At 70.6% G+C, this 15494-nt stretch carries 16 protein-coding genes and 2 pseudogenes; 11 read left to right on the top strand and 7 right to left on the bottom strand.

What is annotated here, in order from left to right; genetic code table 11:
* Positions 1-95: 95 nt before the first annotated feature.
* From ACIPSA_RS15395 to ACIPSA_RS15425, 7 genes are read left to right on the top strand one after another with little or no spacing between them, the layout of a single operon-like run.
* Complete coding sequence (locus ACIPSA_RS15395; RefSeq protein ID WP_402634127.1) at positions 96-1178, top strand: SchA/CurD-like domain-containing protein; 1083 nt, start codon at positions 96-98, stop codon at positions 1176-1178.
* Between the two features lie 50 nt (positions 1179-1228).
* Positions 1229-1699, top strand: a complete 471-nt coding sequence (locus ACIPSA_RS15400) for a cupin domain-containing protein (protein ID WP_402634130.1) — start codon at positions 1229-1231, stop codon at positions 1697-1699.
* The gene (locus tag ACIPSA_RS15405) at positions 1696-2955 is read left to right on the top strand and encodes a beta-ketoacyl-[acyl-carrier-protein] synthase family protein (RefSeq protein ID WP_402634133.1); all 1260 of its coding nucleotides are present in this window, start codon (positions 1696-1698) and stop codon (positions 2953-2955) included. Before ACIPSA_RS15400 ends, ACIPSA_RS15405 begins: the two co-directional genes overlap by 4 nt.
* A gap of 7 nt (positions 2956-2962) precedes the next feature.
* Positions 2963-4213: a beta-ketoacyl synthase N-terminal-like domain-containing protein gene (locus ACIPSA_RS15410; RefSeq protein ID WP_402634136.1), complete on the top strand. Its 1251-nt coding sequence runs from the start codon at positions 2963-2965 to the stop codon at positions 4211-4213.
* A 45-nt stretch (positions 4214-4258) separates the two neighbouring features.
* Complete coding sequence (locus ACIPSA_RS15415) at positions 4259-4516, top strand: acyl carrier protein (protein WP_402634139.1); 258 nt, start codon at positions 4259-4261, stop codon at positions 4514-4516.
* A 1-nt stretch (position 4517) separates the two neighbouring features.
* Positions 4518-4997, top strand: coding sequence for an SRPBCC family protein (locus ACIPSA_RS15420; protein WP_402634141.1), 480 nt, complete (start codon positions 4518-4520; stop codon positions 4995-4997).
* Between the two features lie 20 nt (positions 4998-5017).
* Positions 5018-5350, top strand: a complete 333-nt coding sequence (locus tag ACIPSA_RS15425; protein WP_402634144.1) for a TcmI family type II polyketide cyclase — start codon at positions 5018-5020, stop codon at positions 5348-5350.
* Positions 5351-5427: 77 nt separating this feature from the next.
* Here ACIPSA_RS15425 and ACIPSA_RS15430 read toward each other — a convergent pair whose 3' ends face one another.
* From ACIPSA_RS15430 to ACIPSA_RS15440, 3 genes and pseudogenes are all read right to left on the bottom strand, one after another.
* Positions 5428-6456 (bottom strand): methyltransferase, encoded by a 1029-nt coding sequence (locus ACIPSA_RS15430; protein ID WP_402634147.1) that lies wholly within the window; start codon positions 6454-6456, stop codon positions 5428-5430.
* A 42-nt stretch (positions 6457-6498) separates the two neighbouring features.
* Complete coding sequence (locus ACIPSA_RS15435; protein ID WP_402634149.1) at positions 6499-7560, bottom strand: nitrous oxide reductase family maturation protein NosD; 1062 nt, start codon at positions 7558-7560, stop codon at positions 6499-6501.
* Positions 7561-7620: 60 nt separating this feature from the next.
* Positions 7621-8534 (bottom strand): annotated as a pseudogene (locus ACIPSA_RS15440) (aminoglycoside phosphotransferase family protein).
* 10 nt (positions 8535-8544) lie between these two features.
* Here ACIPSA_RS15440 and ACIPSA_RS15445 point away from each other — a divergent pair.
* The 4 genes from ACIPSA_RS15445 to ACIPSA_RS15460 all read left to right on the top strand — a co-directional run bounded on the left by ACIPSA_RS15445 (position 8545) and on the right by ACIPSA_RS15460 (position 11901).
* Complete coding sequence (locus tag ACIPSA_RS15445) at positions 8545-9210, top strand: rhomboid-like protein (protein ID WP_402634152.1); 666 nt, start codon at positions 8545-8547, stop codon at positions 9208-9210.
* A gap of 9 nt (positions 9211-9219) precedes the next feature.
* Positions 9220-10626 carry an NAD(P)/FAD-dependent oxidoreductase gene (locus ACIPSA_RS15450; RefSeq protein WP_402634155.1) on the top strand — a complete coding sequence of 469 codons (1407 nt, stop codon included), beginning with the start codon at positions 9220-9222 and terminating at the stop codon, positions 10624-10626.
* A 2-nt stretch (positions 10627-10628) separates the two neighbouring features.
* The gene (locus tag ACIPSA_RS15455) at positions 10629-11129 is read left to right on the top strand and encodes a GNAT family N-acetyltransferase (protein WP_402634158.1); all 501 of its coding nucleotides are present in this window, start codon (positions 10629-10631) and stop codon (positions 11127-11129) included.
* Positions 11130-11229: 100 nt separating this feature from the next.
* On the top strand, positions 11230-11901 hold the full coding sequence (locus tag ACIPSA_RS15460; RefSeq protein ID WP_402634160.1) for a pentapeptide repeat-containing protein: 672 nt from the start codon (positions 11230-11232) through the stop codon (positions 11899-11901).
* Positions 11902-11995: 94 nt separating this feature from the next.
* Here the strand turns inward: ACIPSA_RS15460 and ACIPSA_RS15465 are convergent, their stop codons facing one another.
* The 4 genes and pseudogenes from ACIPSA_RS15465 to ACIPSA_RS15480 form a co-directional block, all read right to left on the bottom strand.
* The gene (locus tag ACIPSA_RS15465; RefSeq protein ID WP_402634163.1) at positions 11996-13351 is read right to left on the bottom strand and encodes a DUF3500 domain-containing protein; all 1356 of its coding nucleotides are present in this window, start codon (positions 13349-13351) and stop codon (positions 11996-11998) included.
* Positions 13352-13568: 217 nt separating this feature from the next.
* Positions 13569-14060, bottom strand: a pseudogene (locus tag ACIPSA_RS15470) (sensor histidine kinase); the annotation flags it as partial.
* Between the two features lie 64 nt (positions 14061-14124).
* On the bottom strand, positions 14125-14841 hold the full coding sequence (locus ACIPSA_RS15475; RefSeq protein ID WP_402634165.1) for a response regulator transcription factor: 717 nt from the start codon (positions 14839-14841) through the stop codon (positions 14125-14127).
* 73 nt (positions 14842-14914) lie between these two features.
* Entirely contained in the window at positions 14915-15415 is a 501-nt protein-coding gene (locus tag ACIPSA_RS15480; RefSeq protein WP_402635395.1) for a hypothetical protein, read from the bottom strand.
* Positions 15416-15494 lie beyond the last annotated feature (79 nt).

Consider the following 15494-nt stretch of genomic DNA (forward strand, 5'->3'; position numbering starts at 1 on the left):
GCACTTGTGGGGTCCGGCACAGGATCAAGGAACGCTGACGTCGCGTCACTCGCGGCCGGCGTCCGCCTCTGCCCCGCGAAGGAGAAGTGCGCAGGATGACCATTACGTCTGAACGTGTTTCAGAAGAACTGACGCGCCAGGTGTCGAAAGTCTCCCAGTCCGTGTTCGACGGCTCCCGGCTCCGGGTCGTCCTGCTGGTCGACGTGTACGACGGAGCCCAGCAGCAGTTCCTGGAGGCCTACGAGCAGCTGTGCAACCAGGTTGCTTCGGTTCCCGGGCATGTCAGTGACCAACTCTGCCAGTCCATCGAGAATCCATCCCAATGGCTCATCACGAGCGAGTGGGAGAGCGCTCCGCCGTTCCTGGCCTGGGTGAACAGCGAGGAACACGTGCGGATGGTGCAGCCGCTGCACAGCTGCGTGCGGGACACCAGGTCGCTGCGTTTCCACATCGTCCGCGAGACGGGCAGCCTGCCGGCCGGGGCGAGGGGGGAGGAGCGTCGGCTCCAGTCGTCTCCGCGGATCGGTGACGGTCTGATCCGGCACGCGCTGACCTTCACGGTCAAGCCGGGCAGTGAGCCGGAGGTGGCGAAGATCCTCGCGAACTATGCCTCGCCCGAGGCCCAGGCGGATGGCACCACGCGGTTGTGCCGGACCTCGCTGTTCATGCACGGCAACCGGGTGGTGCGGGCCATCGAGGTGCGCGGTGATCTGCTCGCGGCGCTGCGTCACGTCGCCCGGCAGCCGGAGGTGCGTGCCGTGGAGGAGGCCATCAATCCGTATCTGGAGCAGGAGCGGGATCTCAACGACCAGGAGTCGGCGCGGGTCTTCTTCACCCGGGCGGCGCTGCCGGCCGTGCATCACGTGACGGTGGGCGAGCTGCCGGAGGCGGAGCGGCACGCGCTGTACTACCCGGCGAAGTCCGGTCAGGGGATGCGGCTGGCCGAGGCGCTCGCGCAGTACGACGAGGCGGCGGCGGAGGACCGGGGGAGTCCGGTGCTGCGCAGCACGGTCTTCCAGCGTGACGACGTCGTGGTGCGGCTGGTCGATATGCGCGGTGACGGCGGTGGCGCCTCCGTTCTGCCGGGCGACGGGCAGGCCGCGGAGCTGAAGAAGCTTCTCGACGGTGCCGTCGTCCGCATGGATCTCATCACCGACCGCCGTTCGCCGGACGCCTGACCGGGCGGCCAGGTCCTCACGCCGACGCAGCTACCCATCGGAGGAACGTCGTGATCAAACCCCGTCCGAGAATCGTCGACCTCAGCGAGGTCGAGCCCAATGTCAGGCGCGGCGGTGATCTGCGCGCCATGCTCACCCCGACCACTGTGGGCTCCACCAGCGGTTTCATGGGCGTGGCCATCGTGCAGCCCGGCGACCGCATCGGTGAGCACTACCACCCGTACTCCGAGGAGTTCGTGTATGTCGTGTGCGGGCAGTTGGAGGTGGACCTGGACGGCGAGCCGCACTCGCTGCAGCCGGAGCAGGGGCTGATGATCCCCATGCACATGCGGCACAGGTTCCGCAATGTGGGCAATGTGGAGGCGCGCATCGTCTTCCACCTGGGTCCGTTGGCGCCGCGTCCGCAGCTCGGTCATGTCGATACGGAGGAGACCGAGGTCATGGGTGCCGCCGCTGTCGTCACGGAGGGAGCCGGGGCGGGCGTGGACCGCGCGGCCGACCGAGGTCGGGTCCGGTCATGACCCGGCGCGTGGCGGTCACCGGCATAGGCATCGTGGCTCCGGGCGGAATCGGCGTACCGGCGTTCTGGGATCTGCTCGCCAACGGCCGGACCGCGACGCGGGGCATAACGTTCTTCGACCCGACGGGCCTGCGTTCGCAGATCGCCGCGGAGTGCGATTTCGATCCGGGGGCGCATGGCCTGGACGCCGAGCAGATCGAGCGGGCGGACCGGTACATCCAGTTCGCCCTGGTTGCCGGGGACGAGGCTGTCCGGGATTCCGGTCTCGACCTTGCCGGGGAGAACCCCTGGCGGGTCGGGGTGTCCCTGGGGACCGCGGTGGGCGGTACCACCCGTCTGGAGCACGATTACGTTCTGGTGAGTCACCGGGGGCAGCGCTGGGATGTGGATCATCGGGAGGCGGAGCCTCAGCTGCATCGGGCGTTTTCGCCGAGCACGCTGGCCTCCGCGGTGGCGGAACGTTTCGGCGCACAGGGGCCGGTGCAGACCGTCTCCACGGGCTGCACCTCGGGCCTGGACGCGGTCGGATACGCCTTCCACACCGTCGAGGAGGGCCGGGCCGACATCTGCATAGCCGGCGCCTCGGACTCGCCGATCTCACCGATCACCATGGCGTGCTTCGACGCGATCAGGGCCACGTCCCCGAACAACGACGACCCGGCGCATGCCTCCCGGCCCTTCGACAACAACCGTGACGGGTTCGTCATGGGCGAGGGCGGCGCGGTGCTGGTCCTGGAGGAGCTGGAACACGCGCGGGCCCGCGGCGCGCACGTGTACTGCGAGCTCAGCGGCTACGCCACGTTCGGCAACGCGTACCACATGACCGGCCTGACCAGTGAGGGTCTGGAGATGGCCCGGGCGATAGAGGTCGCCCTGGACCATTCCAGGCTCGACGGTTCGGCGATCGACTACGTCAACGCGCATGGCTCGGGCACCCGGCAGAACGACCGCCATGAGACGGCGGCCGTGAAGCGGGCGCTCGGACAGCACGCCTACGACACCCCCATGAGCTCCATCAAGTCCATGGTGGGTCATTCCCTCGGCGCGATCGGCGCCATCGAGGTCGTCGCCTGCGTGCTGGCCCTGGCCAAACAGGTCGTACCACCGACCGCGAACTACGACACCCCCGACCCCGAGTGCGACCTGGACTACGTCCCGTGCGTCGCCCGCGAACGGAAGCTCACCAGCGTCCTGTCCGTGGGCAGCGGCTTCGGTGGTTTCCAGTCCGCGGTGATCCTGACCCGGCCGAGGGAGTGAGGACACGATGAGCGCACCCCATGAACGGCGCGCGGCCGTCACCGGCATCGGTGTGGTCGCACCCAACGGAACCAGCACCGACACCTTCTGGAAGGCCACGCAGGAAGGGCTCAGCGTCCTCGACCGGATCACCCGCGAGGGCTGCGAGCACCTGCCGCTGAAGGTGGCCGGCGAGGTCCGTGCCTTCGAGGCGGCGGCGGCGGTCGAGGAGCGCTACCTCGTCCAGACCGACCGCTTCACGCACTACGCCATGGCCGCGGCCGACCTCGCGCTGGACGACGCCCGTCTCGGGCCCGCCGACACCGCCGCGGCGCCGTACTCCATCGGCGTGGTCACCGCGGCCGGCTCCGGCGGCGGCGAGTTCGGCCAGCGGGAGCTGCAGCAACTGTGGGGAAAGGGGAGCCGGTTCGTCGGCCCGTACCAGTCCATCGCCTGGTTCTACGCCGCCAGTACCGGTCAGATCTCCATCCGCCGCGGTTTCAAGGGCCCCTGCTCGGTCGTCGCCGCCGACGAGGCGGGCGGTCTGGACGCCCTCGCCCATGCGGCGAGGGCTGTGCGGCGGGGCACCGATGTGATCGTGGCCGGTTCGACCGAGGCGCCGCTGGCTCCGTACTCGATGGTCTGCCAGCTCGGTTACGAGGAGCTCAGTACCGTCGAGGACCCGACCCGCGCCTACCGTCCGTTCACCACCGCGGCCTGCGGATTCGTGCCCGCCGAGGGCGGCGCGATGCTGGTCGTGGAGGCGGCGGAGGCGGCGCGGGAGCGGGGCGCCCCGGTCCGGGCCGTCATCGCGGGGCACGCGGCGACGTTCACCGGCGCCTCCCGCTGGGCGGAGTCCCGGGAGGGGCTCGCGCAGGCGATCCGCGGGGCCCTGGACGAGGCCGGCTCTGCCCCCGAGGAGGTCGACGTCGTCTTCGCCGACGCTCTCGGAGTGCCGGAGGCGGACCGCGCCGAGGCGCTGGCGATCGCCGACACCCTGGGCGCCGGCGGCAGACGGGTGCCGGTCACCGCGCCGAAGACCGGCTTCGGCCGGGGCTACTGCGGGGCGCCCGTGCTGGACACCGCCACGGCGGTGCTCGCGATGGAGCACGGCCTGATCCCACCCACCCCCAATGTCTACGACGTCTGCCTCGACCTCGACCTCGTGACCGGCCGTGCCCGCCCCGCCGAGCTGCGCACGGCGCTGGTCCTCAGCCGGGGACTCATGGGGTCGAACTCGGCGCTCGTGCTCAGGCACGGCGCCGCCGGTGCCTCGTAGCGAGGCGCCTCGCAGTAAAGCCTCCGCAGTAAAGGAGAGGAACACATGACAGCCCAAATCACCGTGGAAGAACTGTCCGGGCTCATGAAGAAGGCCGCCGGGGTCACTGTCCCCCCGCAGGAGCTGGAGCGGCAGAGCGACGTGGGCTTCGACGTCCTCGGCGTCGACTCGCTCGGCCTGCTCGGCATTGTGGGTGAACTGGAGAACCGGCACGGTACGCCGATGCCGCCGGACGCGGAGCGCTGCAAGACCCCCCGGCAGTTCCTCGACCTCGTCAACAGCACCCTCATGGCAGGAGCCTGACATGGCAGGACACACGCAGAACGAGATCACCATCGCCGCACCGCTGGACCTCGTCTGGGACATGACCAACGACCTGGAGAACTGGCCGCAGCTGTTCAGCGAGTACGCGTCCTGCGAGGTCCTCTCCCAGGAGGGGAACAGGACGACGTTCCGGCTGACGATGCACCCGGACGAGAACGGCACCGTCTGGAGCTGGGTCTCGGAGCGGGAGCCGGACCGTGACACCCTCACGGTCGAGGCCCGCCGCGTGGAGACGGGGCCCTTTGCGTACATGAACATCCACTGGGAGTACGAGGAGGTGCCCGCGGGCACGCGGATGATCTGGACGCAGGACTTCGAGATGAAGCCGGACGCGCCGGTCGACGACGACTGGATGACCGACAACATCAACCGGAACTCCAAGGTCCAGATGGCCCTGATCCGGGACAAGATCGAGAAGGCCGCCGCCGGACACCGGCCCGCGCCGGCCCTGGCCGACTGAACCGGACGGAGGACCCTCCGATGCACCAGGCCCTCATCGTCGCCCGCATGGCCCCGGGCTCGGCCCCCGACATCGCCAAGGTGTTCGGGGAGTCCGACCGGGGAGAGCTGCCGCACCTCGTCGGTGTCGTGCGGCGCAGCCTCTTCCAGTTCGGCGACGTGTACATGCATCTCGTCGAGTCCGAGCACGAGCCCGGACCCGCTATCGCCAAGGTGACCGAGCACCCCGAGTTCCGGGACATCAGCGAGCGGCTGTCGGCGTACGTCAGCGCGTACGACCCGGAGACCTGGCGCTCCCCGAAGGACGCCATGGCGCACCGCTTCTACCTCTGGGAGCGGGACCGCACCGTCTGAACACCCCACGGACGGCCACCGGTCGCCGGGCCCGCAGCGTCGCGGGCCCGGCGACCGGTGGTCTTGGGGGGGTGCGGTCACCCGGGTACGTGGCAGTCGAACGCGTGCAGGTAGGGGTTGACCGGGCGCATGTCGTCGACGACCAGGCCCGCCGCGGTCAGCCGGTCCACCATGCTCTCGGTGGTGTGCTTCGCCCCGCCGACGTTGAGGAGCAGCAGCAGGTCCATCGCGGTGCTGAACCGCATCGAGGGGGTGTCGTCGACGAGGTTCTCGATGACCACGACCCGCGTTCCGGGGCCGCCCGCCCCGACGACGTTGCGCAGCGTCCTGGCGGTGCTCTCGTCGTCCCACTCCAGGATGTTCTTGATGATGTAGACGTCCGCCCTGACCGGGACCGCGGCGCGGACGTCGCCGGGCACGATCCGCGTGCGGTCGGCGAGGTCGCCGCCCTCGCGCAGCCGCGGCACGGCGTTCTCCACCACGCGGGGCAGGTCGAGCAGACTGCCGTGCATCGACGGGTACTTGTCGAGCAGGCAGGCCACCACATGCCCCTGGCCACCGCCGATGTCCGCGACCGACGTGCTGCCGGACAGGTCGAGCAGGGCGGCGACGTCCCGCGCCGACTGCTCGCTGGACGTGGTCATCGCCCGGTTGAAGACGTCGGCCGACTCCGGGGCGTCCTCGTTGAGGTAATCGAAGAACTCCTTGCCGTAGAGGTCCTCGACGACGTTCCTGCCGGTGCGCACGGCCTCGTCCAGCTGGGGCCAGGCGTCCCAGGTCCACGGCTCGGTGCACCACAGCGAGATGTAGCGCAGGCTGTTCGGATCGTCCTCGCGCAGCAGCCGGGACATCTCGGTGTGCGCGAACATGCCGTCCGGCCGCTCGGCGAAGACGCCGTAGCAGGACAGGGCCCGCAGCAGCCGGCGCAGCGGCTTCGGCTCGGTCTTCACCGCGGCCGCGAGGTCCTCCACGGCCATCGGGGCCTGGCCGAGGGCGTCGGCGACCCCGATCCGGGCCGCGGCGCGGACGGCGGCGGCGCAGGCCGCGCCGAACACGAGCTCTCTCAGCCGCATGGACGGCGGTGGGGCGGTTTCAGCGGTCGTCATGTGCCGCCTTCTTTCCTTGGATGTAGGCGTGGGTACGGCCGGTCAGCACAGGCCCGAGGGCTTGGAGACCGCGCAGGAGTTGCCCTGGAAGGTGTTGTTGCTCTTGGCCTTCTCCTGGTTGACCAGGTCGGCCGGGGCGTTGCCCCGCAGCGTGTTGTCGCTGATCCGGTTCCGTTCGCTGGTGACGCCCACGAAGCTCTTGAACAGGACGATTCCGCCCGACAACGGGGACTTGCCGGAGTTGCCCGTGACCTGGTTCCGGTTCACCTGGGTGTTCTCGACCCCGGTCAGCACGATGCCGGAGCCCTGGAGCATGGGCAGCCGCTCGGTCTTGGGGCAGGACTTGTTGTTGGTGGTGACCAGGTTGTCCGCGACGGTCAGCGCCCCGGCCCTCGGCTTGTTCTCGTCGCCGACGACGAACACGCCCGCGCAGTTGCCGGTGACGTAGTTGTCCGTGACGGAGAGGTTCCGCAGGCGCCGGACGGTCAGGCCGATCCGGTTGCCCTCCATCCGGTTGCGCTGGACCACCGTTCCCCGGGTGTCCAGGGCGCCCTCTTCCGTCTTGATCGTGTTGGCGAGGAACAGCCCCGCGTCGCCGTTGTCGCGCACGTAGTTGTCCCGGAACACACCGCGGACCGACTGCTCCTGGGCGATGCCCCAGACCCCGTTCCTGAGCGCGTTCACCTTGCGCACGGTCAGCCCGTCGGTCTCCTGGCCGAGCACCCCGGTCTTGGCGAAGCCTGTCACGGTCAGCTGGGAGACGGTGACGCCCTCGACGCGACGGTTCTTCTTGCCCACCACGCAGATGCCGTTGCCGCCCTGGGCGCAGGTGTTGGAGGCTTTTCCGGCGGCCGGCTCGATCACCGTGTGCGCGCCCATGCCGCGCAGGGTCAGCCGGGACGTGGTCACCTTGACGCTCTCGTGGTAGGTGCCGGGGGCCACCAGGACGGTGTCTCCCGGCTGAGCGGCGTTCACCGCCTTCTGGATCGATTCCCCCGGATGGACCACGTGGATCGTGTGGGCGGCGGTGGCCGGAGCGGCACCGAGCCCCGCGCCGAGGAGCGCGGCGGCGCAGGCCAGGGAGGCGATGTGGCATTTCGTCATATCCTGTACGCTATGACCGATTAGTGCTCGGGCTGGCCGGATGGGCCATCCGGCGGCGTGTCACCCGCGCAGCGTGCGCCCGATCTCCAACTGCACCGCCGCCAGGGGCCGGTCGTCGCCGATCTCCCACAGGCAGTTCTGCAGCACCCGCCCCAGCGTCCACGCCCGCGCCCGCTCCCGGTCCAGGCCGAGCAGGCCCGTCAGCGCGTCGAAGCGCCATCCGGTCGCGGCCGGGTCGTAGCGGTTGCCGATGGCCGGCAGCAGGTCGAAGCCGGGGTCGCCCGCGAGCGGCTTGGGGTCGATGGCGGTCCACTCGTCGCGGTCCGCCGCGGCGACGGCGTCCGCCCGCTCGGCCGCCAGGACGTTGGCGTAATGCAGGTCCCAGTGCAGCAGCCGGTCCCCGGGCTCGCCGACGACCTCCCGCACGGCCGCCGCGCAGTCCGCCAGGAGCCGCCGGTCGGCCGGGTCGCGAACCCGCTCCAGCGCCCACGGCACCCGCTCCAGCACGGCCCCCGCGATGTCCCCGAGCCGCCGCAGCCCCGGCGGGGCCGGTACGGCGGTCAGCCGGGCCAGCAGCCCGCCGACGACGAGCACGGCCTCGCGCGCGTCCGGCAGCCCTGTCAGCGCCCGGGTCTCGTCCAGTCGCTCCAGCAGCAGCGTGCAACTGGGCGCGTCGTGCTCCAGCAGCCGGCCCCGTCACCGTCCCAGGCCCGCAGCGCGAGCGGCTCCCCCTCGCTCTCCGCGTCCAGCAGCTGGAGCTTCAGCGCGGCCCGGGTGCTGTCGGTCCGGACCACCGGAAGGACCAGCGCGCACACCCCGTGCAGGGCGGGCCCGTCGACCCGCAGCTCCCACCGCCGGAGGAATTCCTCCGCCCGTCGCGGCAGGTCCGCGACGAACGCCCGCCCCGCCTCCCCGTTGAATTTCCGTTGAGAAGCGGCCAGCTCGCCGGGCACCTCGATCACCTTCCCGACGATACTGACGCGTGTGGACCGGGTCAGCGGATTTCGGCGTGGGCTCCGGGCGGCGGCGGCCTACGTCCGCAGCGCCCCGGGCACGTACGTGTGGCTGCTGGTCCTGTTCCTCACGACCGTCGCCCTGCACCACATGTCGCCGGCCTTCGAGGAGGACTTCCTGCGGCAGCGGTCGACCAACATCCACGAGCTGTCGCAGAACCCCGTACGGGTGCTGATCACCAGCGCGATGTGGATCGACGGCGGGCACTGGATTCCGTACGCCGCCCTGTTCACGGTCTTCCACGCCCAGGCCGAACGCTGGCTCGGCACCGCCCGCTGGCTGGCGGTGTGCGTGGCCGCGCACGTGCTGGCGACCCTGCTCAGCGAGGGCGCGCTGCTGAAGGCGGTCCGGGACGGGATCGCGTCGCAATCGGCGCTCAACACCCTCGACATCGGGGTGAGTTACGCGCTTGCGGGGGTCGTCGGGGTGCTCACCTACCGGTTGGCCGTGCCCTGGCGGTACGCGTACCTGCTGGTCGCGCTCGCCGTCTACGGCGTGCCGCTCATCACCGACCGCACCTTCACCGAGTTCGGACATTTCGCCTCCATACTGATCGGCCTGGCGTGCTATCCGCTGGTCAGGGGCTGTGGAAAAGCATGGAATCCGAAGGAGACACTGGCCGCCCTCAGGAGTTAACGTCCGGCCATGAGCAGCTCGGCAAGCAGTGTCGTCAACGGCGGCATCTCCTTCTGGTACGCGGACGACGGCCTCCCGGAGGTCCGGGAGCCGCTCTCCGGTGACGCCTCCGTCGACGTCGTGATCGTTGGCGGCGGCTACACGGGACTGTGGACCGCGTACTACCTGAAGAAGGCCGCCCCCTTCCTCCGCATCACCGTGCTGGAGCAGAAGTTCTGCGGCTACGGCGCCTCCGGGCGCAACGGCGGCTGGCTGTACAACGGCATCGCGGGCCGCGACCGGTACGCGAAACTGCACGGCAAGGAAGCCGCCGTACGCCTGCAGAAGGCGATGAACGACACCGTGGACGAGGTCATCACGGTCACCGAGGCCGAGGGCATCGACGCCGGTCTGCACAAGGGCGGGGTGCTGGAAGTGGCGACCACGCCCGCACAGCTGGCGCGGCTGAAGGCCTTCCACGAGCACGAGCTGGCGTACGGCGAGAAGGACCGCGAGCTGTACGGCGCCCGGGAGACGCGGGAGCGGATCCGGGTCGCCGACGCGGTCGGCTCGACCTGGACCCCGCACGGGGCGCGACTGCACCCGGTGAAGCTGGTGAAGGGGCTCGCGGCGGCCGTGGAGGCGCTCGGCGTCACCATCCACGAGTCGACGCCGGTGACGGAGATCCGTCCGAGGCACGCCGTGACCCCGTACGGCACGGTCCGCGCCCCCTACATCCTGCGCTGCACCGAGGGCTTCACGGCGAACCTGAAGGGCCAGAAGCGCACCTGGCTGCCCATGAACTCCTCGATGATCGCCACCGAGCCGCTCACCGACGAGCAGTGGCAGACCGTCGGCTGGGACGGCCGGGAGACCCTGGGCGACATGGCGCACGCCTACATGTACGCCCAGCGCACCGCCGACGGCCGTATCGCGCTGGGCGGGCGCGGGGTGCCGTACCGCTTCGGCTCGCGGACGGACAACGACGGCCGCACCCAGGACACGACCGTCGAGGCGCTCCGGGAGATCCTGGTCCGCTTCTTCCCCTCCCTGGCCGGCGTCCGCGTCGAACACGCCTGGTCCGGCGTCCTCGGGGTACCGCGCGACTGGTGCGCGACCGTCACCCTGGACCGCTCGACGGGCCTCGGCTGGGCGGGCGGCTACGTCGGCTCGGGCGTGGCCACGACCAACCTCGCCGCCCGCACCCTGCGCGACCTGGTCCAGCTCGACTCCGGCCACGCGGGCGGCACCGAACTGACGGACCTGCCGTGGGTGAACCACAAGGTGCGCAAGTGGGAGCCCGAGCCGCTGCGCTGGCTGGGCGTCCAGGGCATGTACGCCACCTATCGCGCCGCCGACGACCGGGAGCGGCTCCACCCGGGTGCCGAGTCGTCGAGGCTGGCGCGGATCGCCGACCGGGTGGCGGGGCGGCACTGACCGTGATCCGCACCGCGACCCCCGCCGACATCCCCGTCATCCGCGCCCTGATCCGCGAACTCGCCGAGTACGAGAAGGCCCCGCAGGAGGCGAGGGCGACCGAGGAGCAACTGCACGAGGCGCTGTTCGGTGAGCACCCCGCCGCCTTCGCGCACCTGGCCGTGGACGAGTCGACCGGCGAGGCGGTCGGCTGCGCGATGTGGTTCCTGAGCTTCTCCACCTGGCGCGGGGCACGCGGCATCTACCTGGAGGACCTCTACGTCCGCCCCACCGCCCGCGGCCGGGGCCACGGCCGGGCGCTGCTGGCCGAGCTGGCCCGGATCTGCGTGGAACGCGGCTACGAGCGCCTGGAGTGGTCGGTCCTGGACTGGAACCGGCCCGCGATCGGCTTCTACGATTCCCTGGGCGCCCGCCCGAAGGACGAGTGGACGGTGTACCGGCTGACCGACGGGCCGCTGGCCGAACTGGGCGGGCAGGGCGGGCCGGGCGGTTCGGACCGCTGACTCGGCGGCAGCCCGCCCGCGGTCCGCCCGCGGTCCGTCGATCTCGCCGGTGTCGTCGCAGGCCAGGCGGATTGTCAGTGGCGGGGTGCAGCATGGGGGCATGGCGAGGAGAACGACTGACGAGGCAGGGGTGCGGTCCGCGCGGCGGCCGGAGCTGCGCCTGCCCCCGCTGGAGGCGTACGGCGGGGAGCTGGAGCCGGACGGGGACTACGACGGGCTGGAGTTCCGGGAGACGGACTTCACCGGTCAGGACGGCGGGGGCGCCCGCTTCATGGACTGCGCGCTGACGGGCTGCGCCTTCGACGAGACGCGACTGCACCACGCGCGCGTCCTGGACACGGTCCTCACCGGGATACGGGGTGTCGGCACCAACCTTGCCGAATCGACCCTGCGCGACGTCGAACTCGTCGACGCCCGTCTGGGCGGCACACAGCTGCACGGTGCCGTCCTGGAGAGGGTCCTGATCCGCGGCGGCAAGATCGACTACCTCAACCTCCGCAAGGCGAAGCTCAAGGACGTCGTCTTCGAGGGCTGCGTCCTCGTCGAGCCGGACTTCGGGGGCGCCCGCCTGGAGCGGGTCGAGTTCGTGGACTGCGCCCTGAAGGGGGTGGACCTCAACGGGGCGACGCTGACGGACGTCGACCTGCGCGGGGTCGCTTCGCTGGAGATCGCGCGGGGAGTGGAGCGGCTGGCCGGAGCGGTCATCAGCCCCGGCCAGCTGATCGACCTGGCACCGGTGCTGGCGGCGGAGCTGGGGATCCGGGTGGAGTGAGCCAGGGGTGTCGCTCGCGCGCGCAGGGCCGCACCCGAGCGGGTGCGGCCCTGCGGCATGACGGGATCTGTCTTGCTGACGGGAAGACAGTGCCTCACCGGTGGTGAGGCGAGGTCAGATAGTGCTGCCTGAGAAGCTCCTTTCCGTAGTCGTTGCCGTTGGGCGTGCGGATGATGGAGTGGACGTGCTTCTGGGTCGGACCGTCCCCCCGGCTGGCGCCGTAGGCGCCGGCCAGCGGGCCGGGCGACTGGCAGTCGACTTCGATCCACACGACGGGGCTGTGCACGCGCACGTAGAAGGCGTCGTCGTCGCCGGTGCCGCCGGCCCATGTGACGTAGGTGTCGTCCAGGTGCTTGCGGACCTCGGCCATCCGCACCTTCGCGGCATCCGCCTTCGCCCGGCCCGCGAAGGCCTCGGCGATGCCGAGGAGTTTCGCCCGCTGCGCCGCGGTGAGCTCCTTGCCCCGGAGGCCCTCGTAGGCCTGGACCGTGTTGTCGGAGAAGGCGCCGGCCTTCATCGACTCGTCCGACTTGGTCGAGGAGGCGATGGCGGTCTTCCGCTGTGCCTCGGTGAGGGAGTTGATGAAGGCGAGGCTCGCGACGACCTCCTCGTGGCAGACGGTCACCGTCTCGCCGTCGATCTCCATCGAGGTCGGCTCCGAGCCCCAGAAGCAGGGGCTCATCACGACCTGGTCGCCGAGCACGAAGTAGTTGACGACCAGGTGATGGCCGTCGAACTGGAAGCCCCACGGCTCACTGTCCGAGGGCGTGCCCATGAGGGTCCAGTAGTAGGCGTCCTCGTTGAAGGAGGTGGTGTTGCCGATCGCCTCGCCGGCCGCCTGGTTGATCTTCCGGATCTTCTCGGTGGTCTCCAGGCCGTCCGCGCTCAGAGCCGCCTTCAACAGGGCGGTGCCCAGCGCCTTCTGGTCGTCGCTCAGGTCGGCGAGGGAGACGCCCTGGCGCTCGTAGGAGTCGATGTTGCTCCACAGCCGCCATTCGGTGGAGTGCACGGTGAACTGGGCCGAGGACTTCTGGGTGTCGGTGAGGCCCGCCAGAAAGGCGTTCGCGGCGGAGATCACCGGGGCGGTGGCGACCTTGGTGGCGTGGATCGTGAACAGGTCGTCGATCCGCTTGCCGTCCGTGGTCAGACCGAAGAACTCCTCGGTCAGCGACTGGTTTCCGGGTCCTCCGGTGCCTCCGCCCGGTCCGCCGCTGGGAGCCGCACTCGGCGAGGCGCTCGCCGTGGCGTCGGCCGTGGCCGTGGTGTCGTCGGCCAGCGCGGTCCAGGCACCGGCGCCGCCCATCGTCACGACAGCGGTGGCGCCGCCGGCGAAGAAGACCTTCCGCATGAAGTTGCGGCGGCTCGCGTGGGCGCCACGGCCGCCGTCGGACTGCGGCTCTCCGGCGGTCGGCACCCCGGCGGTCGGCTCCCCCGCGTCGAGCTCGGTCATCGTCGCTGTATCCCTTCGTCGTGGGCGCGTCCCCGCTGGACCGCCCGGGCGCACCACAGTCGGGGATCAACCTGAGCCGGGCCTGAAGCGGTCGCGGCACACGACCGTGAAGACGGCCGCGGTCAGCCCACGAAGCAGCTCTGAGCTGCACGTCTGTGGGGATGCTTAGAGTTCGCGGGACTGAGTTCGCGGGACTCCCGGACGCGACGGCGGACGTTCACGTCGCGGCGGGGAGCCACACCGTGAACTCCGTGCGGCCCGGGCAGCTGTCCACTTCGATGCGTCCGCCGTGCGCCTCGGTGATGGCCACGGCGATGGCAAGCCCCAGGCCGGAACCGCCGGTGGCACGGGTCCGTGAGGCATCGGCACGCGTGAAGCGTTCGAAGACCGAGGGGAGAAGGACGGACGGTATGCCGGGACCGTTGTCCCGGACCCGGATCACACAGTGTGTCTCCGTGGCCTCCACATCGACGGTGATCCTGGTGCCCGCAGGCGTGTGCACACGGGCATTGGCCAACAGGTTCTCCACCACCTGGTGGAGCCGGGCCTGGTCACCGACGACCGTAGGGGGGACGCCCAGGCGCAGCGCGAGCTGCCAGTCATGGTCGGTGCCCGTGGCCCGGGCATCCCACACGGCCTCGGCGACCAGGGTCGCGAGATTCACCTCGGCCGCCCCGAGCGGCCTCCCCTGGTCGAGCCGGGCGCGCAGCGACCGTCCCCGGGAGCCGGTGCGGCCGTGCCCGGTGAGCTGCCCGATGATCCGCCCGGTGATCTCAGCCCTCCCCGGCCCTGATCGCATATCCGACTCCGCGCACCGTGTGGATCATCGGTGTCCGCCCTTTGTCCACCTTCGCGCGCAGGCTGTACACATAGACCTCGACCAGGTTCCCCTCGCCGTCGAACGAGGCGTTCCAGACGTGGTCGAGGATCTGCGCCTTGCTCAGTACCTGGTGGGGATGGCTCATCAGGAACCAGAGCACGTCGAACTCCTTGGCGGTGAGCGGGATCGACGTCCCGCCGCGCCGCACCTCGCGCGTCCTGCCGGCGACCACGAGGTCCCCCAGCACCCGCACCGGCCCGTCGTCCCCCGGCTCCCCGGCTCCGGCCCGGCGCAGAAGACCGCGCAGCCGCAGCATGACCTCCTCCACCGAGAACGGCTTGGTCACGTAGTCGTCCGCTCCCGCCGACAGACCGTCGATCCGGTGTTCCAGCGCATCCCGGGCGGTGAGCATCAGTACGGGCAGCCTGTCGTTCTCGCTCCGCAGGCGGCGCAGCACCTCGATCCCGTCCACGTCGGGGAGCATCCCGTCGAGCACGACGACGTGCGGGGCGCAGCCCCGCGCGATGCGCAGTGCGCTGCGCCCGTCCTCAGCGGCGAAGGGGTGCCAGCCTGCCTCGGCGACCGCTGCCGACAGCAGGTCGGTGAGCTCGGGCTCGTCATCGACGATGAGCACACGAACCCCGCTTACGCGGGCGGCAGTGCGGGACATGCCGCGATGGTCCCGTCTCAGCCTGAGGTACGGCTGTGCTCAGGCTGTGTTCCAGCCGTGGGTTGCCAGGCGCTCACCGCACCCGGGGAAAGCGGGCCTGCAGCGTCCAGATCGCCGGGTTCTCGGCCAGAGACTCGTGCAGGTCGGTCAGGTCGGCGATCAGGTCGTGCAGGAAGTCCCGCGCCTCCCGGCGGAGCTCCGCGTGGGAGAAGGTGAGCGGCGGCTCCTCGGCCGGCATCCAGTCGGACTCGATGTCCACCCACCCGAACCGCCGCTCGAACAGCATGCGGTCGGTCGACTCGGTGAAGTCCAGTTCCGCCCGCTGGGGGCGGGAGGCGCGGGAGCCCGCCGGGTCCTGGTCGATCCGCTCCACGATGTCGCACAGCGCCCACGCGAAGTCGAGAACCGGCACCCATCCCCAGGCTGTGGACAACTCCCGGTCCGCCTTCGTGTCGGCGAGGTACACGTCCCCGCAGAACAGGTCGTGCCGCAGCGCGTGGACGTCCGCGCGGCGGTAGTCGGTCTGGGGCGGGTCGGGGAAACGGTTGGAGAGGGCGTAGCCGATGTCGAGCACGTAGGTGATGGTGTCACGGCCGGATCCGGACACCGGCACCTCCCGATCACGCCCCGTCCCCCTGTGCACAACGGCACGG

Source organism: Streptomyces sp. NPDC086549 (assembly GCF_044746205.1).
Lineage (GTDB): Bacteria > Actinomycetota > Actinomycetes > Streptomycetales > Streptomycetaceae > Streptomyces.